The sequence below is a fragment of the Streptomyces sp. NPDC052773 genome, from assembly GCF_044547145.1.
Classification (GTDB): domain Bacteria; phylum Actinomycetota; class Actinomycetes; order Streptomycetales; family Streptomycetaceae; genus Streptomyces.
The window spans coordinates 160,754-182,989 of the sequence record NZ_JBITZX010000015.1 but is presented as its reverse complement, the minus strand read 5'-3'; the positions used below and the strand labels follow the sequence as shown (position 1 = coordinate 182,989).

The 22,236-nt window shown below is 71.1% G+C and carries 19 protein-coding genes and 1 pseudogene; all 20 read right to left on the bottom strand.

The window, feature by feature from the left end; all coding sequences use genetic code 11:
- Positions 1–291: 291 nt before the first annotated feature.
- A complete protein-coding gene (locus tag ACIG0D_RS28620) occupies positions 292–1,341 on the bottom strand; it encodes a fatty acid desaturase family protein (protein WP_399806363.1) in 1,050 nt (349 codons plus the stop codon).
- A pseudogene (locus ACIG0D_RS28615) lies at positions 1,338–1,694 on the bottom strand (YhjD/YihY/BrkB family envelope integrity protein); the annotation flags it as partial. The pseudogene ACIG0D_RS28615 and the gene ACIG0D_RS28620, both read right to left, overlap by 4 nt.
- Positions 1,695–1,866: 172 nt before the next feature.
- On the bottom strand, positions 1,867–2,547 hold the full coding sequence (locus tag ACIG0D_RS28610; protein ID WP_399806361.1) for a DUF3618 domain-containing protein: 681 nt from the start codon (positions 2,545–2,547) through the stop codon (positions 1,867–1,869).
- Positions 2,523–2,930, bottom strand: coding sequence for a phage holin family protein (locus ACIG0D_RS28605; RefSeq protein WP_399806359.1), 408 nt, complete (start codon positions 2,928–2,930; stop codon positions 2,523–2,525). Before ACIG0D_RS28605 ends, ACIG0D_RS28610 begins: the two co-directional genes overlap by 25 nt.
- Position 2,931: 1 nt before the next feature.
- Entirely contained in the window at positions 2,932–3,609 is a 678-nt protein-coding gene (locus tag ACIG0D_RS28600; protein ID WP_399806357.1) for a hypothetical protein, read from the bottom strand.
- 838 nt (positions 3,610–4,447) lie between these two features.
- Complete coding sequence (locus tag ACIG0D_RS28595) at positions 4,448–5,161, bottom strand: alpha/beta fold hydrolase (protein ID WP_399806356.1); 714 nt, start codon at positions 5,159–5,161, stop codon at positions 4,448–4,450.
- Positions 5,162–5,331: 170 nt separating this feature from the next.
- Positions 5,332–6,240, bottom strand: a complete 909-nt coding sequence (locus ACIG0D_RS28590; protein WP_399806354.1) for a helix-turn-helix domain-containing protein — start codon at positions 6,238–6,240, stop codon at positions 5,332–5,334.
- A 43-nt stretch (positions 6,241–6,283) separates the two neighbouring features.
- Complete coding sequence (locus tag ACIG0D_RS28585; protein ID WP_399806352.1) at positions 6,284–7,135, bottom strand: alpha/beta fold hydrolase; 852 nt, start codon at positions 7,133–7,135, stop codon at positions 6,284–6,286.
- A gap of 137 nt (positions 7,136–7,272) precedes the next feature.
- Complete coding sequence (locus ACIG0D_RS28580; protein ID WP_399806350.1) at positions 7,273–8,520, bottom strand: PucR family transcriptional regulator; 1,248 nt, start codon at positions 8,518–8,520, stop codon at positions 7,273–7,275.
- Between the two features lie 135 nt (positions 8,521–8,655).
- Positions 8,656–11,487, bottom strand: a complete 2,832-nt coding sequence (locus ACIG0D_RS28575; RefSeq protein WP_399806348.1) for an ATP-binding protein — start codon at positions 11,485–11,487, stop codon at positions 8,656–8,658.
- Between the two features lie 60 nt (positions 11,488–11,547).
- On the bottom strand, positions 11,548–12,162 hold the full coding sequence (locus ACIG0D_RS28570) for an FMN reductase (protein ID WP_399806346.1): 615 nt from the start codon (positions 12,160–12,162) through the stop codon (positions 11,548–11,550).
- Positions 12,159–13,244, bottom strand: coding sequence for an LLM class flavin-dependent oxidoreductase (locus ACIG0D_RS28565; RefSeq protein ID WP_399806344.1), 1,086 nt, complete (start codon positions 13,242–13,244; stop codon positions 12,159–12,161). The genes ACIG0D_RS28570 and ACIG0D_RS28565 overlap by 4 nt, the downstream gene beginning before the upstream one ends.
- Positions 13,245–13,347: 103 nt before the next feature.
- Positions 13,348–14,184 (bottom strand): alpha/beta fold hydrolase, encoded by an 837-nt coding sequence (locus ACIG0D_RS28560; protein ID WP_399806342.1) that lies wholly within the window; start codon positions 14,182–14,184, stop codon positions 13,348–13,350.
- Positions 14,185–14,319: 135 nt separating this feature from the next.
- A complete protein-coding gene (locus ACIG0D_RS28555) occupies positions 14,320–17,076 on the bottom strand; it encodes an ATP-binding protein (RefSeq protein ID WP_399806340.1) in 2,757 nt (918 codons plus the stop codon).
- Positions 17,073–17,960 (bottom strand): carbohydrate ABC transporter permease, encoded by an 888-nt coding sequence (locus ACIG0D_RS28550; protein WP_399806338.1) that lies wholly within the window; start codon positions 17,958–17,960, stop codon positions 17,073–17,075. Before ACIG0D_RS28550 ends, ACIG0D_RS28555 begins: the two co-directional genes overlap by 4 nt.
- Positions 17,957–18,922 carry a carbohydrate ABC transporter permease gene (locus tag ACIG0D_RS28545; protein ID WP_399806336.1) on the bottom strand — a complete coding sequence of 322 codons (966 nt, stop codon included), beginning with the start codon at positions 18,920–18,922 and terminating at the stop codon, positions 17,957–17,959. The genes ACIG0D_RS28550 and ACIG0D_RS28545 overlap by 4 nt, the downstream gene beginning before the upstream one ends.
- Complete coding sequence (locus ACIG0D_RS28540; RefSeq protein ID WP_399806334.1) at positions 18,922–20,253, bottom strand: ABC transporter substrate-binding protein; 1,332 nt, start codon at positions 20,251–20,253, stop codon at positions 18,922–18,924. Before ACIG0D_RS28540 ends, ACIG0D_RS28545 begins: the two co-directional genes overlap by 1 nt.
- Before the next feature lie 104 nt (positions 20,254–20,357).
- Complete coding sequence (locus tag ACIG0D_RS28535) at positions 20,358–21,083, bottom strand: alpha/beta fold hydrolase (protein WP_399806332.1); 726 nt, start codon at positions 21,081–21,083, stop codon at positions 20,358–20,360.
- A 47-nt stretch (positions 21,084–21,130) separates the two neighbouring features.
- Entirely contained in the window at positions 21,131–21,451 is a 321-nt protein-coding gene (locus ACIG0D_RS28530; protein WP_399806330.1) for a GNAT family N-acetyltransferase, read from the bottom strand.
- Between the two features lie 45 nt (positions 21,452–21,496).
- Complete coding sequence (locus ACIG0D_RS28525) at positions 21,497–22,225, bottom strand: GPR1/FUN34/YaaH family transporter (RefSeq protein WP_399806328.1); 729 nt, start codon at positions 22,223–22,225, stop codon at positions 21,497–21,499.
- Between the last annotated feature and the right edge of the window lie 11 nt (positions 22,226–22,236).

The following is a 22,236-nucleotide window of genomic DNA, read 5'->3' as shown; positions in this document are numbered from 1 at the left end:
CTGGTGCGGTGTGGGCGCCCATGCGCCACCACCGCACCACACTGCACGCTTCGCAGGGGAGGCCACGTGGGTGTGTCCGTTCGCCCCCATTGTCTGCGCTCACAACGAACTGTCCTGCGCCGCAGGACACGCGTTGCGCCCCCGAAGCCATCCGACGGCGCGCCGGATGTGGCAGCCGAGCAAGCGACCTCTTACCCGGATCTGGCCCGCCGACTGAGTGTGCGGTTGCTTGCCGGGCCATGGGCCGCGGCCCTTCTTGGCGGGAGCCGCCCTGCGGTGGGCAGGCGAGCGTTACGCGCCGGCTGCGCTGATACGGGCTCGCCGCAGTGGCGCTCCTGCTCGGTGGAGGCCGGCGAGTGCCTGCCGGTAGGAGCTGATCAGGCCGGTTTCCAGGTAGTCCACTCCCAGGTCCTGGCAGTAGCGGCGGACGATGGGCCGGGCCCTGCGCAGGTGGGGGCTGGGCATGCTGGGGAACAGGTGGTGTTCGATCTGGTGGTTCAGTCCGCCCAGCGCGAGGTCGGTGAACCAGTTGCCGCGTACGTTGCGTGCGGTCAGGACCTGGCGGCGCAGGAAGTCGGGGCGGTCGTTGCCGGTCAGGATCGGCATGCCTTTGTGGTTGGGTGCGAACAGGCAGCCGAGGTAGAGGCCGAACAGGCACTGGTGGACGGCCAGGAACGCGATCGCCATACCTGCGGGCAGGACGAGGAACAGCGCGGTCAGGTAGGCCGCGATGTGCCCGTAGAGCAGCATGCCGTCCAGGGTGCGGTTCTTCAGGGCGCGGTTGCCCAGTGCCCGCGCGCTTGAGACGTGAAGGTTGATCCCCTCCAGCGCGAGCAGCGGGAAGAAGAGGAACGCCTGCCAGCGGCCGATGAGCCTGGGCAGTCCGGTTGCGGCGCGAGCCTGGTCTTGGGACCACACCAGCAGGTCGGGGGCGATGTCGGGATCGAGGCCCTCGTGGTTGGGGTTGGCGTGGTGGCGGGTGTGTTTGTCCTGCCACCATCCGTAGCCCATCCCGATCGCGGCCCCGGCGATACGGCCGGAGGTCTCGCTGGGCCCGCGTCGGCGGAACACTTGGCGGTGCGCGACGTCATGGGCGAGCAGAGCGACCTGCCCGAAGATCACGGCGAGGAACGCGGCAACCGCCAGGGTCCACCAGCCGGCGCCGATGAGGACGAAGGCGGCCCAGGCACCGGCGTAGGCGACGGCCACGGCGATGGACCGGCCGGTGTAGTAGCCGGGGCGCCTGTTCATCAGGCCGGCCTCGGCGATTTTCCTGGACAGGCGGGCGAAATCGCTGCCGCCCGCGGGGGGCGGGCGACGGAGCGGGGTATGCGTGGTCATGCTGTCGATCCGTCCTTCCCGGCTGACCGGCCGCGTCCGGCCGGGTGGCGCGCCGACGCGCGCCGGCAGCCGGGTACCCTCATCCCTGCCGTCGGCACGGCAGCCGCGGCGATGTATCCGGAAGCCGACCACAGTGCCAGCGCGATTCCGATGATCAGCGCGATGCTTGCCCCGCCCTGGTTTCCCTGGAGCTGCTTCAGGACGTTGTTGAGGATGGTCCGGGCGGCGCCGTGGGCCAGACTGCCAAGGTTGTCGATCATCGGTTTGATCGCCGAGCTGCCCAGCAGACCGAGGATCGAGACCAGGGCGAGCAGGGTGGGGAAGATCGCCAGGACGCCGTAGTAGGTCAGGGCGGCAGCCCGGTCAGTCCTTGGGCAGGTCGGTCGGCTTCTTTGCCGGCGGGGTCGTGTGCCCGTCCAGGCGGGAGGTCTCGTCGCGACCTGTGCGGTGGCGGGCCATGGCCACCCCTTCCGATCGCTGCCGCTGCACCCGGAGGAACCCAGCGGTGCAGCGGCAGCTGATGATTCAGGCAGAGCCGGGGGGTTGCTGACGGGCCTCGTCGGTTACCTGCCGGCCGGACTGCCGGGCCTGCTCCGTGACCTGCCCGGCCTGGCCGCTTGCCTCTTCCTTGGTGGTGCGGGCGGCTTCCGCGGCGGTGTCCTTGACCTCCTGGGCGGCCTGCCTGGCCCTCTCGGTGGCGTCCTCCTTCACGTGCTGCGCGGACTCCATCGCCGCCTGCTTGACGGGCTCCATCGCCTCACCGGCCTTCTCGGAGAGCTGGGAGGCTGCCTGCTCCTCGGCCTGCGAGGTGGGCAGGAGCGAGGCAGCCAGCAGCCCGGCGCCGAAGGCGATCAGCCCGGCCGCCAGCGGGTTGCCCTGCGTCTGCCGGACCGCCTGCTCCGGCGCGCCGCTGACCGCTTCGCCGACCTGGCCGGCCGTCTGACGCATCGTGTCCGCGGCCTGGCCGACGCTGTCCTGAACGGACGCTGCGGCCTGCTGAGTGCGGCCCTTGGCGTTGTGCGTGGTCGCGGAAGCGGTGCCCATGACGCGCTCGCGCGCGCCGGAGACCGCGCTACGGACTCGATGGGTGCGGCGGCGCACCATCCGTTTCGGACTGGTGCGGTCGGCCAGCCGGTCGACGTTCTCCGACAGGCGCTCGCGGGTCGCCTCGATCTCGCTTCTCACTTGGTCGGGTGACGTGCCCATTGCGCGTCCTCCTTCAGTGTCTCCACGGTCTGCTCCGGCTTCGGGGACACCTCCCGCATCCGGGAGCGGCCCATCACGAACAGCACTGCCGCAATCACCGCCCACACCGCGGCGACGATCAGGGCTGCCCATCCGGTGTCCACCACATTGGCCAGGCCGAACATCGCCGCCAGCGAGGCGAACAGCGCGACCATGTACCCGCCGAACCCGGCACCGCCGTACACGCCGGCGGCCTTGCCCACCTTGGCGGTCTCCTCCCGGATCTCGGCCTTGGCCAGCTCCACCTCCTGCCGGAAGAGCGCCTGGACGTCCGAGGTCACCTCCGACAACAGCTCTCCGACCGAAGAGTCCTGGCCCCGCGGCTCCGGTGCCATCGATGACATGTCACACCTCCGGATAGGCCCGCGGTCCCGGCTGTACGGCCCCTTGCGGGTAGGGCTGCGCCTCCGGCTGTACGGTCCTCTCGGGCACCTCCGGGTAACTGCGGTACTCCGGCCGGACGGCCCCCTCGGGTGCCCGCGGCGAGCCATCGCCCTGGACCGGAGTCCGATCCTGCTGCGACCCCTGTCCGGACTGCGCCTTGCTGCCGGCCTTGGCCATCCTGCCGACCGCGAGCCCCGCCAGCGCCGCCCCCGCCAGGAACGCACCCGGCCGGCGCCGCGCGAATCCCTTCAGGTCCTCGGTCATGCCTTCCACACCGTGCCGGTCCAGGTAGTCCGCCGCCCGGTGACCACCATCCGCCACCTGGGACACCATGCTGCGGACCGAGGAGTCGTCGGGCGCGTTGCGCGCCAACTCCGCGAGATCGTCCGCCCACTGGCGCACCGTCCCGGCCGCCCGCCGCGTCTGACCCTCCACCTCCTCGGTCACACGGCCCCGAAGGTCACCCACGGCGCTTCCGGCCTGGCGTCGCGCCTCGCCGGCCACCGTCCTGGCCTGATCCAGCGCGGTGCCCGCCACGTCGCCGGCGGCCTCCCTGGCCTGGCCCGCTGTGGCCGATGCCTGCTCCTTCGCGGTCTGTCCGGCCGCCTGTACACGGCCATCGGCGGACTGAGCACTCATGGCCCTCACCCTCTCTCCGGGCGCGGACAGCCTCCAGCTTCGGTGAAAGACCGTGCGGGGGGAATCGCTGCACCCGCTCGCTACAGTCGCCGTCTCTCGACTCGGTGCGGGCCTTACCACGCCCGTGTGCTTATGTACCGTTGACGCATTTTGCGAGTATCCGGGCCATGACATGCGAAACAGCATCCTGATCGCGTTCGCTGCCTGGTCGACAGAGGTCAGGCCAGAAGCAGAGTGACGCGTCGTGGCTCTCCGCCTGAGCTGGCTCTCCTCATCTGGTGGTCAACCGGCTTTTGTCGCTGACGCAGCTTGCCCGCGTTGCCGGCACTCGTCTGGTCGACCAGGGCCTACGGCGCGCACCCCAGCCTCCGCAAGGTCTGGGTCGACGCGGCTACCGCCGGCACCTCGCCGAGAACGCCGCCACTGTCCGCATGGACATGGAGATCGTCCAACGCACTGCGGAGGTCGAGATCAGTGACGGGGATGACTGTTGGACTGGCGGCCGAGCGACCACTGGTCTTCAGAGCCCAGGCCGTGTCGATACTGTTCGCGCGATACGAATTTGCGTGACGAGGACGGTATGCCGTCGCACATGACATGTGCGGAGGGGCAGCGGCCGAAACAGCGGCCGGCGATCACGACGTCCGATGGGAAGACATCGGAATGCTTACCGCCTCTCACAGCCGTGTGGCCATCGAGAAGGTCTGATCCACACCCTCACTCCAGACGCTCCACGGCCAGGTGGATAGGTCCTCCGTTTCAGTCCGGGCTCGGCCCCGCGCGCGGGTGGCACCCCGACTGGCCCGGTCCCGCTCCTGTCGTCCCGGAGGCCGGTCGGTCAGCTCGTCGCCCGTACCGCGTCTCTGATCAGGTCGGCGACCCGGGTGGGCTCGGAGAGGACCACGGCGTGGGAGGCGTCCGGAAGTTCGACGACGAGGGCTCCGGCCCGTGCGGCGCCGAAGCGCTGGACCTCGGGGCTGATCGTGCGGTCCGCCCCGGCCACCAGGGCCCAGGACGGTTTGGTCCGCCACGCCGCCGCGGACGCGGTCTCGGTGAAGGCGGCCACGGCGAGCGGGCGTTGAGCCGCTGCCAGGACGCCGGCGACGTCCTCTGGCACGTCCGCCGCGAACACGGAGGGAAAGGCCGTCTCCTCAATGGTGACCTCGACCCCGGAGTCGCCGTCGGGGAGTGGGTACGCCCACTCCTTCAGGCTGCCCGTCAGCGGGGACGCGGGGAAGCTCCCTTGAAGCTGGCCGAGGCTCTCCCCCTCGTGGGGCACGTAGGCGGCCACGTAGACGAGCGCCACGACGTTCTCCGCGGCGCCGGCCACGGTGATCAGCGCACCGCCGTAGGAATGGCCGACGAGTATCACCGGGCCGTCGACCTGTACCAGGACGGAGGCGAGATAGGCGGCATCCGACGTCAGGCCCCGCAGCGGGTTCGACGGAGCGATCACTGGGATACCGCTGCTCCGCAGTTCCGAGATGACGCCTATCCAGCCTGTCGCGTCGGCGAAGGCACCGTGCACGAGGACGACGGTGGGGTTGGTCATGCGAGTTCTCTTCTCGGTGTCCGGCCACGTGTGGGGCGTCGTCACGACGGTCAGGTCGCGGCCCGGAATTCGGCAAGAGGTCCGTGCGACCGTTACTCACGGTAGGACCGTGGATGTGGCGCCTCTTGCACGTGCGCGCATCCGTTCTGTCACACGCGCGCACCCACGTCTCAGCGCCTTCGCTCGTCCGGGGCACCGGCAGTCGTCGCCGCGAAGGCCGATGTCGCCAGCGCCTGCCATTCGCTGGGGCTCATGCCGTAGGCCCCACGGAACGTGCGGCTGAAGTGCGAGGGGCTGCTGAAGCCCCAGCGGTGTGCCACCGCAGCCATGGTGATTCTCCGGTCGGAACGGCCCAGCTCGAACCGGCAGGACTCGAGCCTGCGCTGCCGCACCCACTGGGTCACCGTGCTGCCGTCGTTCTGGAACAGCTTCTGCAGGTACCGGACGGAGATGTGGTGGGCGCGTGCGATCGACTCCGGCGAGAGGTCCGGGTCCATCAGGTGTTCTTCGATGTGGGCGTGGATACGGGACAGCATCTCGTTGCTGGCTCCGAGCGCGTCGTCGGCCGCGTCCGCCGTCTCCGCTTCGAGGAGCTCCATGACCAGGACGGAGAGGAGCTGTACGGCCGTCCGAGCACGTCGGTCCCCGATCGTGGACCGACGGAACTCCGCCTTGTCGGCGAGCGCGGTCAGGAACTCGGACGCCAGCGCCCCGATCCCCTCCCGGCCGCGTACGGGTACGCCGAGCACCCTGTTCAGTTCCGACTCCGTGAGACCCAGATAGCAACGGGGCACCCGGAAGAAGATCATCTGGCAGTCCTCGCCGAAGCGCAGCAGGTGCCGTCGGGCCGGGTCGCAGAAGACCAGGTCGCTCGGCTCCAACAAGGTCTCGGCGCGCTCGTGGACGACGGTGACCGGCCCACGGACATGGACGCCGAGGTAGACGTGGGTCCGGTCGTTCGTCTCCGGCATCTCGGAGAGCATCTGGACCAGCCCCCCCGAGCGGGAGGAGGGCGAGGTCAGATCGGGCGCTTGCCGGGGCACCCGTTCGTGCGCACGTGACATAAGTGTGAGGGTCATGGGGATTCTCCTAGCCGTAGGTGTGTGCGGGCGGAGGGCGGATTCACGCCCCGTTCGCCGGCTCCTCGGCCAGGAACTTCTCCACCACGGCGTTGAAGGCCGGCGGGTTCTCCAGGAAGGGGAAGTGCGAGCTCGCCACGTCGGAGGCGAAGACGTGCAGGCGTGCGCCGGGAATCCGCTCGGCGACGAAGCGCTGCGAATCGGGATGCACATGGCTTCCCTCACAGCCGATCACCAGGGTCGGCACATCGATCCGGGGAAGCACGTCGCGCCAGTCCTGCGCGCAGTGGTCGAACAGCAGCGGTACGCCCGCATAGGCGGGTGTCGACCGGATCTCCTCGCCGACGAAGGCCAGCACCTCGGGGTCGGGCTCGCCGGAGAACATGCCGCACACGAAGTCGGCGCGGACCGTGTCGCCCTCCGGCCCCGCGAGGGCCGCACCCAGGTACAACAGCCCCGACACGTCGAAGATGGCGCCGGAGTCCCGCTGTTCCCGCTCGGTCGTCCAGGGCACGGCGGCGACCGCCGCGGGCTGGTCGACGGCGACGAAGCGCCGGATCCGTCCGGTCCCGTACTGGTCGATGAAGCTCCACCACACGGAGACGCCCATGGACCAGCCCAGGGCGTCGAACCGGTCAAGGCCGAGGTGGTCGACGAGTTCCAGCACGTCGCGGGAGAGCCGGGCGATGCGGTAGCCGTGGTGCGGCTTGTCCGACTGACCGTGGCCGCGCAGGTCGACGGTGACGACCCGACGGGCTGGTGCGAGCCCCTCGATCTGGTGGCGGAACATCGCCTGCGTCTGCCCCCAGCCGTGCAGCATCACCAGCGGGACGCCGTCGCCGCCGGTGTCCTGGTACGCGAGCCGTGCGCCGTCCGTCGTGATCAGTTGCTCCATGACCTCTCCCCTGGTCAGAGGCGGTACGTCGTCCCCGCCCGTCCCGTACATCATCGAATGGGGCCCGTCGCCGGCACCACCGCGAGCTGTAGGAATCGGGCCGTGGATCCTCCTCGCTTTGTCGAAGCGAGTCGGGGTCAGCCGGCCCTGCCGGCGCCCGCGTCGAGGAGTTCGCCGACCCTGAGGCCGAGGTGCAGAGTGAGCCGGTGGGCGCCGTCGTCGAGGTCGAGTCCGGTGATCTCCTGGATCTGGCGCAGGCGGTAGTACAGCGAGGTGCGGTGGATGCCCAGCGTCTCCGCGGTCTTGGGGATCGACCCCGCGTGTTCGAGGAAGCAGCGCAGGGTGTCCCGCAGGCGGTCGCCGCCGTGAGCCTCGGCCAGGGTACGGAGCGGCTTCGGGATTAGCGACGCGTTCAGAGCGTGCTCGGGGAGCTGGAGCAGCACGGCGAGCTCCCCGAGGAATTCCCAGTCGCCGATGCTGTTCAGGGAGGGCAGTCGGCGTGCCGCGCGGGCCGCCACGAGCGCCTGCTCGTACGACGTCCACGCGTCGTCCAGGCCGGGGTGCCGACCACCGACGCCGATCACCGGGTCCGCCGACGGGCCCAGGAAGGTGTGGAGTTCGTCGAGGATGCGAGCGGACTGGGCAGCGACCTCCTCCGGGCCGGGTGGGCGGTCGCGGAGCTGGAGCAGCGTCGCCCGCTCCTTGCCGATCGCGATGAGGCCCTGGGCGGAGCGCGTCTGCCGGAACCCTTCCAACGCCGCGCACAGGGCAGCCTCGGACTGCCGCACGAACTCCGTCGCGCCGCTCAGTTGGACGACGGTGACCAGGACGTGCTCCGCCGCTCCGAGCAATCCGAGTTCCCGGCCTCGCCGGCGTGCGGTGGTACGGGTGGCGACGTCGGTGCCGACGAGTGCGAGGACCAGGTCCCGCTCGTCGGCCTTCCGGGTGTCGGCGGCGATGTGCTCTCCGTACATCTGGGCGGCCATGGCGTCCGCCGCCCGGGCGATGGCACGCGTCTCCTGCTCTCCGAGCGCCTTCTCGGGCACGACCACCATGAGCAGCCCGAGGAGATGCCCGCGCTCGCGCAGCGGCACGACGTAACGGGGCAGCAGTCCGAGATCGTCACGGCCGTCGATGAATCCGGCTCTGGACCACTGGGTCACGCCCTGGGCGAGGACGTAGCGGATGGTGGCGTTGTCGGCGCGGCCCTGCAGCAGGGTGCCGATGCGCACCGGGTCCTCGTCCCCGAAGTGGCGGCTCGTGCAGACCATGCGGACCAGCGGGTCGTCGACGGCTACGGACCGGCCGAGCCGCTCCGCGAGCTCGTCGACGAGTGCCTGGAGCTCGGGGCTGCCGGGGCGGGCTCGCTGGAGCCTTACGGTCATGCGCTGTTCCTCTCTCGATCAACTGTCCCGCGGGCTTCTCCATTCCGCGGTTCTTGATCAGTCTGAGGAAACGACGACGTCGGCACATCGCATGAATCGTCCATTGCCATGACGCCCACGTGGGATACGAAGCGACTACTCTCCGCTGTCGCGATGCTTGACCAGCCGGGCCAGCTCCGTGCGCGAGGTGACGTCCAGCTTGGTGAAGGCCCGGCGCAGGTGCGAACTCACCGTGTGCTGGGAGAGGGAGAGCTGCTCGGCCGCCTGCTGGTTGGTCAACCCTCGGGCCACGAGCCGTACCACGCGTGTCTCCGCGGCCGTCAGCTCCGGCCATTCGCTGTCGAGTCCGACCGGCGAGGGCCGCTTGCGGACAGCGGCGGCCCGCAGGCGGCGGCGCACCCGTGCGACGTCCCGTTCGGCGCCCGCGCGCGCGTAGAGCGCGAGCGCCGTCTCGAAGTACGGCACCGCTTCGGACCTTCGGGTGGCTGCCAGCTTGCGTCCGGCGTCTTCCAGTGCCGACGCCCGGACCAGCACCCGGGGGCAGTCCTCGTAGAGCCGGACGGCGCGTACGAGGGGGGCGAGGTCGTTGTCGAGGAGCCCCCGGGCGTGCGCGGCAGTGGCGGCGAGGAAGGTGAGGCCGGGATTGAGTGTGGCTCGCCGCTCGGCCTGGGCGACCGCCTGCGCGGCCCGTTCGAGCGCGCCCGCCCGCAGCGCCAGACGGACGAGCACGGGGGCGTCGGCGGGGTCGATCAGGCCGGCGTACGCGGGCCGGTCCTCGGCGGGCGACGTCATCACCGCGTCGAGTTCGGCCATGGCACGGTCGGGCCGACCTTCGGAGTCGGCCATGAGTGCCAGCATCCAGGAGCCGAAGTGCCGGACGACGGGTGCGCCGTCGCTCCGCATGCGCCTCGCCTCCGCCGCGTACGCCTGTGCGGTCTTCCGGTCGTCGGTGTGGAGGGCGACGCGCAGCATCACGTACCGGAGTGTGACGTCGGCGAGGTTGCCCGGGCCGGGATCGTCGGTCGCGGACGCGGCTTCGCAGTCGGCCCGGGCTTCCGCCAGCCGTCCGGCTTCCAGCAGGATGCGGGAGCGCGTCATGAGCCACATGCGGGTGGCGGCCGTACGGCCCTGCTCCCTGGTGATCCGGATGCCCTCCTCCGCGACGGCGAACGCCTCCGCGGTGCGTCCGGTGGTGTGCGACAGGAGGGCGTGCCACAAGGCCTCCGGCACCCACAGCGAGGTGCTGACGCCCAGGGCGTCGGCCAGCGCGGCGGACCGCTCGGCCTGCCGGAACGCCTCGGTCAGGTCCATGTGGTGGAAACTCACAGCCGAGCGGACCGTCGTCAGAGTTGCCTCGGCGCTGCGATCCCCCGCTGCGGCCGAGGTCTCCCACGCCTCCGTGGCGACCTGTTCGGCCGCCGCGTGCTCGCCCGACATCGACAGGCCGACGGCGAGCGCGGCGAGCAGTCGCCCCCTCGCGGTCGCGGAGATCCCGGGCAGTGCCGCGCCGGCGCGGGCCTGCCGGACCGCCTCGGAGAAGTCGAACGGTACGGCGAGGCGTGCCAGGGCGAGGCGTACGAGCGCCTCGTCCTCGGGTCCGAGACCGCCGGCCGCCAGGGCGGAGGCTCCCAGCTCACGCGCCTGTTCGGCCCGGCCCGTCTGCCAGAGCAGCGGGATCGTCTCGGCGATGAACCGCGGCCGCTCCGGAGCGTCCGCCGCGATGAGTTCCAGGGCCTTGAGGCTGCGCTCCGCGGCAGGTCCGGGTGCGGTGGCCGCGAGTTCCGCCGCTTCGGTGCGCAGCCGGTCGGCCTCCGCGGCGTCCCTCGGCGCCGGCCTCTCGGCCTCCGCAGCATCAGCCGGTGCTCTCCCCGGCGGCAGCCCGGCGGCCTGTTGGCGCAGGGCCTGACGCAGGGGCAGGGGCAGGCCGGCTTCCACCGCCTCGCGGATCAGGTCGTGGCGGAAGGCAAGGCGATCGCCGCTCTCGGCGAGCAGATCCGCGTCGAGGGATTCCCGTACGGCGGTGATGAGCGCCGCCAAGGACTCGCCGAGCAGTTCGGCAAGCAGCGCGACGGTGACCGTGCCGCCCACGGCGGCCGCCGTCTGCACCAGCTCCCGTGCCTCGTCGGACAGCTGGTCGAGGCGGCGTGCGACAGAGGGAAGTTGGCGTGGGGCGGTAGGTCCGGCCGACAGCCTGGCCATGCCGTTCTCGATCGTCACCGCCTCCTCGCGCAGCGAGCCGAGCAGCTCGACCAGCAGCTGGGGCACCCCCTCGGCGCGGTGGGCGAGGCGGAGGACGTCCGGGTCGGGAGGGGCGCCGAGAACGTCCTCGGTGATCCGGGCGATCGCACGGTCCTCCAACGCATCGATGACCAGCTCGCGTGCGCCCGCCTGACGGATCCGGTCCAGGGTGGTGCGCACCCCCGACGGCACGCTGCCGCCGCGCACGGCGACCAGCCACAGGATCGGGTACGACGAGAGTCCCGCCGCGAGGGTGTGGAAGGTGAGAAGGGTCAGGTCGTCGCACCACTGGAGGTCGTCGAGGACGACGAGCAGGGGGCCGTTCCGAGCCGCCTCCCGCAGGCGGTCCCCCAGCTCCTGAAGCAGCCAGAACCGCTGGCCGGGTGTCGTGGCGAGGTCCCGGAGACGTTGGGCGCCCGACAGCGCGTCCTCGCCGGAGAGTACACCTTCCAGGAGCGGCCCGAGCGGGACGAACTGTTCGTCGGGGTCGGCCGCCCCCTCGAACACCCGCGTCCCGCGCCGCCTCGCGGCCGCCGCGGCCTCGGCGAGGATCCTGGACCTGCCGATTCCGGCGGGGCCCTCTACGCGGACGATCCCGCCTTCACCCCGGCCGAGCGCGTCGAGCCGCTCCTCGATGAACGCCAGTTCGGCGTCCCTACCTCGGAGGGGTGTCCGTACGCCGTCGAGCTCCTCCGGCACGGTCCTTGTCGTCACTCGGTTCACGCTCATACGGCGGAACAGTATGAACCATGTGAACCACCCCGGTGTCGCCCGGCCCGGGGGCCCGTCTCAGTCGAAGCGCAGGTCGGCGAGTTGCCGTTCGAGGACGGTGACGTCGTCCCCGGGCTCTTCCCTGACCGGGCGCGCCGCCATGAGCGTGGCTAGCTCGACGCCCGCGCGGCGGACCCGGCCGGGCAGGCCGTCGGTGTACTCGTCTCCGCCCGAGCCCCAGTCCTCGGAGGCCGCGAACACGGCGGTGGGGACGACGACGGCGCGGAGATAGGCGAAGAGCGGGCGGACGGCGTGCTCCAGGACCAGGGAGTGTCGGGCGGTTCCGCCCGTCGCCGCGGTCAGGACCGGCTTCCCGGTGAGGGCGTCCGGGTCGATCACGTCGAAGAAGGACTTGAAGAGTCCGCTGTAGGAGGCCGCGAACACGGGGGTCACGACGATCAGGCCGTCGGCCGCCGTCACCACGTCGATCGCGGCGCTCAGTCGCGGGGGCGGAAAGCCGGTCACGAGGTGGTTGGCGATGTCGCCGGCCAGTTCGCGCAGCTCAACGACCTCCGTCGAAGCCTCGTGCCCCCGGGCGGCGAGTTCGTCGCGGGTCGATTCGGTCAGCCGGTCCGCAAGCAGGCGGGTGGAGGAGGGGGTGCTCAGCCCGGCGGAGACCACGATCAGCTTCATGCGACGGGCACCTCCCCCACGGCTCGGAGCGACGCGTGCGTGGGGGCCTCCGGCACGTCGGCCGGACGTCCCTTGGCGAATTCACTCCGCAGCACGGGCACGACATCCTCGCCGAGGATGTCGAGTTGTTCGAGGACGGTCTTCAGGGGCAGGCCCGCGTGGTCCATCAGGAACAGTTGGCGCTGGTAGTCGCCGACGATCTCCCGGAACGACAGGGTCCGGTCGATGACCTGCTGGGGAGAGCCGACCGTCAGCGGGGTCTGCTCGGTGAAGTCCTCCAGCGACGGCCCATGGCCGTACACCGGCGCGTTGTCGAAGTAGGGACGGAACTCCCGTACGGCGTCCTGAGAGTTCTTCCGCATGAAGACCTGGCCGCCCAGGCCGACGATCGCCTGCTCGGGGGTGCCGTGGCCGTGGTGCGCGAACCGGCGCCGGTAGAGCTGCACCATGCGCCTGGTGTGGTCGGCGGGCCAGAAGATGTTGTTGTGGAAGAAGCCGTCGCCGTAGAAGGCGGCCTGCTCCGCGATCTCGGGGGACCTGATGGAGCCGTGCCAGACGAAAGGCGGGACGTCGTCCAGGGGCCGAGGTGTCGAGGTGAAGGCCTGGAGCGGCGTACGGAACGTGCCCTCCCAGTCCACGACGTCCTCGCGCCACAGCCGGCGCAGCAGCGCGTAGTTCTCCTTGGCGAGGCTGATGCCCTGACGGATGTCCTGTCCGAACCACGGGTACACCGGGCCGGTGTTGCCGCGGCCCAGCATGAGATCGACCCGGCCGTCGGCCAGGTGCTGGAGCGTCGCGTAGTCCTCCGCGATCTTCACCGGGTCGTTGGTGGTGATCAGCGTCGTGGCGGTGGACAGGATCAACTTCTCGGTGCGGGCGGCGATGTAGCCGAGCATGGTGGTCGGCGACGACGGTACGAACGGCGGGTTGTGGTGCTCGCCGGTCGCGAAGACGTCAAGGCCGACCTCCTCGGCCTTGAGCGCGATGGCGACCATCGCCTTGATGCGCTCGCGTTCGGTCGGCGTGCGACCATCAGTGGGGTTTGGGGTCACGTCCCCGACGGTGAAGATGCCGAACTGCATGGGGTGTCTGCTCTCTCAAGTGGACCCGTTCCCGCGCGAGGGGACCGGGAGCCGGGGTGACACCGGGAACTCCGGCGTCACCCGGCGGGTCAACGGTGCGGCGTCACTTCGCCAGGAAGGCGAGGAGAGCGGTGTTGACCTCCTCGGCGTGGGTCCACAGCAGACCGTGCGGGGCGCCCTCGATCTCGACGTAGTCGGCCGACGGGAGCGCCTTGTGGAAGGGGCGCGCGGTGCCCTCGGCCGGGAGGATGCGGTCGGCGGTGCCGTGGAGGATCAGGGCCGGCACGTCGACGGCGGGGATGTCGGCGCGGAAGTCGGTGTACCAGGTCGCCGGCGCGGCGGACGCGGCGAAGGAACCGCCGCGGGCCGCGGTGTTCCAGCTGTTGCGGACGGCTTCCTCGCTGATGCGGGTGCCCAGGTTCTCGTCGAGGTTGTAGAAGTCGTTGAAGAAGGCGGTGTAGTAGGCGTATCGGTCGGCCTTGACCGCGGCGACGACTCCGTCGAAGAACTCCTTGGGGGCCACGCCGCCCGGGTTGTCGTCGGTCTTGAGCAGACAGGGCTCCAGCGAGGCCAGGAAGGCGACCTTGGCGACGCGGGCGGAGCCGTACGTGGACACGTAGCGGGCGACCTCGCCGGTGCCCATGGAGAAGCCGACAAGGACGGCGTCGTTCAGGTCGAGGGTCTCCATCACGGTGTTCAGGTCGGCCGCGAAGGTGTCGTAGTCGTAGCCGGTGGTCGGCTGCGAGGAGCGCCCGAACCCGCGGCGGTCGTACGTGATCACACGGTGCCCGGCGTCGAGCAGCGCGGCGGTCTGCCGCTCCCAGGAGTGGCCGTCGAGCGGGAAGCCGTGGATGAGGACGACCGGCTGCCCGGCCCCCTGGTCCTCGAAGTACAGCTCGACGGGGTTGGTGTTCTCCTGGCCCACGGTGATGTACGGCATGGAAATCTTCCTCGATCCGGGGTGGCTGGTTCGCGCGTCGAAGCAACGCGGTGTGCCCGTCACGCTAGGGCTGGCCCCGCGCCTCCTGTTGCCGCACCGCGCACCACACCTTGCACGGGGGCGCAGAGCTCGCGCTCAGTCGTCGCCGGCCGTTCCGTCGTCGTCCTCCGCGAGGACGATCCGGGCCAGGTGGACCCTGGAACGCACCGCGAGCTTGCGGAAGATCGACGCCAGATGGGTGTTGACCGTGTGCGGGGAGACGACGAGGGCCTCCGCGGCCGACCGGTTGGTGTGGCCCGCCGCGATCAGCCGGGCCACCTTCCGTTCCGAGGCCGTGAGCGCGTCCCAACCCTGGTCGGTGCGCGGCCGGAGACGTCCGGTGCGCCGGCCGGGGCGGCTTGTGGCCCGTTCCAGTTCGGCCCGGACCCGGTCGGCCTCGGCGTCGGCCCCGGCCCGGGCGTAGATGTCGTGCGCCCTGGTCAGGGCGGGTGTCGCGGCGGGGTCGCCAGAGGCCAGAAGCGCGCGCCCGAGGTCGGCGGACGCGGCGGCCAGGGACAGTGGCCGGGGGCCGTTCAGGAGGATGTCCACCGCCCGCTCCAGGAGTCCGTGGTCGGCGTTCACCAGGGCGGACGCGTGGGCGGCCGTCCCCTGCGCGGTCGGCACGTTGGGGTTGCGGGCGGCGTGTGCGGCGGCCTGGGCCGCGAGGTCCTCGGCCAGCTTCCGGTCCCCGCCGCGCAGGGCGATCCGCACGGCCTGGACGACATGAGGGCGCAGGAGCCGCCACCGGATGAAGGGGTGGTCGCGCTGCACCGACCGGACGAGTTCGGCCGCTTCCGTGTGGTCGCCGTCGGCGTCGGCGACGACGGCCTCGAAGTACCGGTGCGTGGCGTGGTTGCCCGTGTTCGGCCGGTCGGCCACGGCCGCCCGCACGACGTCCAGGTGTTCCCGCGCGGCCTCCCGGTCGCCGCGCAGCATCGCGAGGAGGCCGCGGTTGACGCGGATGTTGACCAGGTTGCCGGGCACGTGGAGGTCCGCTTCGAGACGCTCGGCGGTGACGAAGTCGGCGTCCGCGTCGTCGAGCCGCCCGAGCCCCATGTTCAGGGTTCCCTGGGCCCAGATGAGCATGGCGGGGCGCAGGGGAGCGTCGCCCGCCGTCCGGAGCAGTCGCCGTACGGCGTCGAAGTCGTCCATGTGGATCAGGGCGACAACCTCCTCGGGAAGGAAGGCCGAGTCGAACACGCTCAGCGCGGTGTGGTGTTCGACGGCGGCGGCGCAGTCGCCCGCGTTGAGGGCGATCTCGCCGAGACCCCACAGTGCGAGGACACGGGCCTCCCGGTCGCCTGCTCGCTCCGCCTCGGCGAGCGCCCGTTCGCCGGTCTCGCGAGCGGCAACGAGGTCGCGCCCGCGGGACCGGGCGAGGGCCTGCCGGGCGGTGAGCCGGGCGCGGATGGCCGGGTCGGTGACCGCTGCCAGCGCCGTCGCCGTGCGGCGGGTCAACTCGTGAACGTCGTCGAGGTGCCAGAGCGCGTCGCCGAGCACGGACTGCAGACGGGCGAAGACGTCCAGGGGCGGCTGCCGGGCGAGCAGCACGTCGCCGGTGTCCCGTGCCTGCGTGTACCGGCCCGCGCGGGTCAGCGCGACGATGGCCCGCTCCCCCACGTCGTACGCCATGGGCGCACGGGTCGGTACGAGTTCCAGGGCCCGTAAGGCCAGGTCGGCGGCAAGGTCGGGCATCATGGCGATCACGTCCTCGGCGGCTGTGCCGAGCAGCGCGATCGCCTCCATGTCGCCGGGTTCGGCGCTCTTCAGCAGATGCGGGACCGCGTCGCCGGAGCCCCGGCCCGCCGCGACGAGCCGGCTCGCGGCCTCCCGGTGCAGTGCCCGGCGAACGGAGGGGGCGAGGTCGGCGTACACGGCCTGGCGGAGCAGGTCGTGGCGGAACAGGAGGCGTTCGCCGTCGTCGTGGAGGACAGCGGCGGCAATCGCCTCGTCCACTTCGGCGCTCAGTCCGGAGGCGGGCCGGCCGCACAGGGCGGCGGCGGCGGCGAGCGAGAAGGCGCGACCGAGGACCGAGCCGATCCGCAGGAAGTGCAGCGTGTCCGGCCGGAGGCCGGCCAGTCGGCCGCGTACGCCGAGGACCAGCCGCTCGGGCGGTTCCTGCCCGTCCGCGCCCGTCGCCGCGATGCCCGAGAGCATCTCGGCCGCGAGGAAGGGGTTGCCGCCCGCACCATCGAGGAGCTCCTCGACCTGCGCCGGCAGGTCCCCGCCGAGCACGTCGCGTGCCAGCTCGGCCAGGGCCGCCTCGGACAGCGGCCGCAGAAGGAGGGTCGTCGTCAGCGGCCCCTGCCCGTACAGCTCCGGGTCCTCCCTGCTCGTGAGCAGCCAGAGGACCGGGGAGCTGAGCAGCCGTGCCGGCATGACGCTCAGGGCGAAACGGCTCAGCGGGTCGGCCCATTGGACGTCGTCGACCGCGATCAGTACGGGTCTGCCCGCCGAGCGTTCCTCGATCAGCTGGGCCAGTCGTTCGACGAGCCAGATGCGCTGGTCGTGGTGGCCGGCGAGGTCCGCGAAGTCCGTGCCGGAGAGCAGCGGCGGGTCACCGTGCAGGAGGCCCGAGGCCAGTGAGGCGAGCGGTGCCAGCTCGTGCAGCTCCTCGGCCCGTCCATGGCTGACGAGGAATCCCTGGGCCCGCGCGAGCGAGACGGCCTCCTGGAGCAGCGCGGTCTTCCCGATCCCAGGCTCGCCGAGGAGCAGCGCGACCGCGCCCCCCTCGCCGTCGCGCACCCCTTCGACCAGGGCGCGCAGCTGCTTCAGCTCGGCTTCGCGGCCCCGCAGTCCGGGCCGGCTCAGCCCCGTCGCCGCGACTCGCTCCCCGGGCAGGTCGGGGCTCATCCCTTGACCGATCCGGCGAGCAGTCCCCGTGCGAAGTGCCGCCGCAGGGAGAAGAAGACGAGCAGCGGGACCAGCGCCGCCACGAAGGCTCCGGCGGTGAGTCGCTGCCATTCGTTGCCGTAGGTCCCGGCCATGCTCGCCAGTCGGACCGTCATCGGCGCGGTCTCGGCCGTTCCGCCCGACAGAGTCAGTGCCACGAGGAGGTCGTTCCACACCCAGATGAACTGGATGACGGCGAAGCTGACCAGGGCCGGGCGGGCCAGGGGCAGGACGATCCGGAGCAGCACGGTCCCGTGCGACGCGCCGTCGACGCGGGCGGCCTCGATCAGGTCCCGGGGCAGCGCCGCCAGGAAGTTGTGCAGGAGGAACACCGCGAAGGGCAGCGCGAAGACCGTGTGGGCGAACCAGACCTGGCCGAACCGCGCGGGACCGGTGAGGTGCCACGCGGGCAGGAACAGCCAGCCCTGGGAAAAGAGCTTCAGGAGAGGGACGAGCGCCATCTGGAGCGGCACGACCTGGAGCGCGAAGATGCCGACGACGAGCGCGTCGCGCCCCTTGAAGTCGATCCAGGCCAGGGCGTACGCCGCGAAGAAGGCCAGGACGAGCGGGAACAGCACCGAGGGAACGGTGATGACGACGGAGTTGACGAAGTACTCCGCGAGCCGCCCCGACCCGTTCCCGCCGCCGGACAGCACCTCGCCGTAGTTGTCGACCGTGAGGTGCGGCGTGCCGAACACGGTCCACCAGCCCGTCGTCTTGATCTCCTTCTCGGGGCGGAACGAGGAGAGCAGGAGACCGATGGTCGGTGTCGTCCAGAGGACCGCGATCACCACGGCGATCGACGTGACGGCGCGGGAGGCCAGTCGCTCCCGGACGCCGTTCACCCCGTCCTCCGCTGCGCCCGGACCTGGTGGGCGACGAAGGGGGTGACGAGGAGGAAGAGGAGTACGGCGAGCGCCGCGCCGCGGCCCGTCTCGCCGTAGCGGAAGGCCTGGTCGTACATCTCGTGGGCGATGACGCCCGTGTCGAGCTGTCCGCCGGTCATGGTCTTGACGATGTCGAAGGCCTTGAAGGTGCCGATCGCCTGGGCGAGGAGCACGACGAGGAGCATGGGCCGGATCGACGGCATGGTGATCCGCCGGAAGATCTGCCCGGGGGACGCACCGTCGAGCCGGGCGGCCTCGGTCAGCTCTGCGGGTACGGCTCTGATCGCGCCGGCCAGTAGGACAGCCGCGAAGCCCGCCTGCGTCCACACCATCGCCACGATGAGGAACAGGACGTTCCAGGGAGAGTCCACGAGCCATTGCCTCGGTTCGCCGCCGAACGCGACGACGAGCTGGTTCAGCAGTCCGACCTGCCCGGCTTCCGTGGGACGGTAGGCGTAGACGAACTTCCAGACGACACCCGCGCCGACGAGGGAGATCGCCATCGGCATCAGGACCAGGGACAGCGCGAACGTTCTGAACCGCGACCGTGCGACGGCCGCCGCGTAGAGCAGACCGACCGCGGTGGACATCAGCGGCACGAGGACCACCCACGCCAGGGTGTTGCGCAGCGCCACCAGCGCCCGGCGGTCGGTGAACATCCACACGTAGTTGTCGAAGCCGGCCCACGTGTCTCCCCCGCTGTCGGTGAACGACAGCGCCAGCGTGCGCAGACCGGGCAGGAGAAGACCGATCGTGAGCAGCAGCAGCGCGGGGGCCAGCAGGATCAGGGCCGCGGCCCTCCTCCGTACCGGTCCCCGGTGCAGCGTGAGGAGGATCAGGGAGACGACCGCCGTGAAGGCGGCGACGCCCTGGAGCAGGTACAGCAGCTTGGGCTGCTGGGCGACGACGTCGAACGACATCACTTTCTCGGCCAGGACCGTTCGATGGAGTCGGCGACCTGCCGGGTGCTCGCGCCGCCGATCCAGTCGACGGCTCCCTTCCAGAACGTCCCGGCACCGACCGACGCCGGCATCAGGTCCGAACCGTCGAACCTGAATTGAGTCCCTGGGTCCTGGAGCAGCTGGATCGAGAGCCTGTCGACGGGGGTCGCGGCGTTCGCCGGATCCACGCCCTTGTTCGCCGAGACGAACGGGCCCTTCCTCATCCGCGCGTTCGCGAAGTCGGCGGAGGCCAGGTACTCCTGGAACGCCCGCACTTCGGGGCGGTCGGCGAACGCCGAGGTGAACACTCCACCGCCCAGGACGGGGCGGCTCGCCGGGTCGGCACCCGGCAGGAGGAAGGCGTAGACGTCCTTGTCCGGTCCGATCTCGGTGCCCTTCGGCCACAAGTCGGCGTAGAACGAGGCCTGGCGGTGCATCGCGCAGTCGCCGGAGAGGACCGGGGTGCCGGCTTCCTGGAAGGAGATTGACGCCATCGACCGGGCCGGACCGAAACCGCCATTGGCATATCGGTCGTTCTTGAGGATGGACCCCACGGTGTCCATGGCCTTGATCACGCGCGGGTCGTTGAACGGGATCTCGTGGGCGACCCACTGGTCGTAGACCTTCGTGCCCTGCTGGCGCAGGAGGACGTCCTCGATCCAGTCCGTCACGGGCCAGCCGGTCGCCTCGGCGGACTCGACGCCCGCGCACCACGGCTTGACGCCCGACGCCGCGATCTTCTCCGTCACGGCCATCAGCTCGGACCACGTGCGGGGAACGCTCAGTCCCCCGTCCCGGAAGAACTTCGGGGAGTACCAGACGAACGACTTCACGTTCGCGACCAGCGGCGTGCCGTAGAGGGTGCCGTTCACGGTCGCGTAGCTGTTCCAGTCCGCCGGCCAGCCCTGCTTCGCCAGGGTCGCGACCCCGGGGCTCACGGGCTTGAGCTTCCCTGCCCGCGCGAAGCGTTCCAGGAGCCCGGGCTGGGGGAAGAACGCCACGTCGGGCGCGCTCCCGCCGTCGACCCGGACCTGGATCTGGGCCTCGAACTCCCCGTCCCCCTCGTACTGGACGTCGATTCCCGTGCAGCCGGCGAAGTCCGCCCATGTCTCTTCGAACAGGTCGGCTTCACGGTCCCTGTTCTCCGCGTAGACGGTGACCTTGGTGCCGGGGTGCTTGCCGTACCGGGCGTACGGTGCGCAGTCCGCGGTGGTGTGTGACCGCGAACCGCCGTCCTGCGGGGTGCCGCAGGCCGTGGCGGTGACGGCGAGGGTGATGACGGCGAGCGCGAGCCTCGCGCCGAACCTCATGGGTGTGCTTCCTCCGATCGCCCGCCGCATGTTCTCGGCGGGCGTTTCGGAAAGCTACCGCGTTCGAACGACATAGACCAATCGTTCGATGTTCAAGCGTCGGATCAGTTCCCCGTGGACCGGGCCGCGTCGATGATCAGCTCCGCCACGGCCTTGGGCTGGGAAAGCATGACCAGGTGCGAGGAGCCGACCTCGACGGTGGTCATGCCGGCCCGCTCGTACCCGTACCGCTCCACATCGGGGTTGATCGTGCGGTCGGAGGAGGCGACCAGGCCCCACGAGGGCTTGGTCCTCCACGCGGCGACCGGGGCCGCCTCCGAGAACGCCCGTGCGGCCAGGGGCCGCTGGGAGACGGCGAGCACCGCGGCGAGGTTGGGGTCGACGTCCGCCGCGAACAGAGCGGGGAACCGGTCGACCGCCACCGAGACGTCGGTGCCGGTGTCGGTGGAGCCGGGCACCGGGAACGGGGTGTAGACGAGCGCGTCGGCGAGACCGGAGTCGGGGAAGCGGCCCTGCAGCTCGCCCAGGCTCTCGCCCTCCTCCAGCGCGTATCCCGCGAGGTACACCAGGGCGCGGACGTTGTCCTCCGTACCGGCGAGGGTGATGACGGCGCCGCCGTAGGAGTGCCCCACCAGGATCACCGGGCCTTCGACGGCACGGACCACCGAGGCGATGTACGCGGCGTCGTCGACGAGGCTGCGGTTGGGCACCGCCGGGGCGATCACCTCCATGCCGGCGGCGGTCAGTTCGGGGATGACGCGGGTGAAGCTGGAGGCATCGGCGAAGGCGCCGTGGACCAGGACGACGGTGGGGCGGGCGTGTCGGGGCATGGGGGAACTCCTCGGTGAGTGGCTGGGGTAGGAGGCTGTGGGTTGGTTCACAGGCCGAAGCGGGCGCGACGCGCCTCGGGCACCAGGTCGGCGTACTCGGGGTTCTTGCCGATCCAGCCGCGGATGAAGGGGCAGTACGGCAGGACGCGCAGCCCACGGTCCCGGGCGTCGTCGAGGGCGCTGCGGGCGAGCAGCCCGCCCAGGCCTTGGCCCCCGAAGCGGGGATCGATCTCGGTGTGGATGAAGGCGATCTCGCCCTCCGAGAGGTGGTACTCGGCGAAGCCCGCGGTCTCGGTGCCGTCGCCGTCGTCAGTGGCGAGGACCTCGTACCGGGACTTCTCGGGCCGGTCGATGACGTGGGGGTCCATGGGTGCTCCTGCGGGGTCGGGGTGTGACGGGGTCGGTGGCTGCGATCAGAGGGTGCGGCGCACGCCCGCCTGGCGTTCCAGGTTGCGGAGCTGGACGGCGAGGTCGCCTTCCACGGCGAGGTGGGCGGGGCCGCTGCGGCCGATGGGCAGGACCTGCTCGCTGCGCATGTCCTCGAGCATCAGGGCGAACGCCGTGTACATCGCGACGAGCGCCACCACGAGGCCGAGCGCCCCGGACGTGCGCGTCAGCCATTCGGCCCCGGTGACGCCCGCGAGGCCGGTGGCCGCCCAGCGGGGCAGGGAGACCGCGAGGACGAGCCACAGCGCCCGCTTGGGCCCGGTCACGGCGGTCATCAGCGCGCCGAAGCAGAGGAGCGCCAGGTTGAAGACGCCGAGGACCTTCAGGCCGTCGGCCGCGCCGCTGAGCATGATGAGCGAGTAGGGCAGCCAGCTGCCCGCGAACACCGCCATCAGGGTCGCCGCGATCACGTCACGGGCACCGAAGGCCAGGAAACTGACCAGGAGTTGGAGAACGAAGGCCGGCAGCACCGTGAACGCGACGGCGGCACGGGCCTCCTCCCCGAGGATCCCGAGCTGAAGACATCCCGTCATCACGGACGCGATGGCGATCGTGAAGAAGCCCAGCGGCATGGGTGAGGCGATGGGGCGCAGGGTGATCCGTGTCATCGACCGGAGGTCCGGCTCGAAACGGCGCCCGGGCGGGGCGGCCGGGTCCTGTTCGTCGCCGTCGGCGGCCGAGGAGGCGGCAGTCATCGGATGTCTCT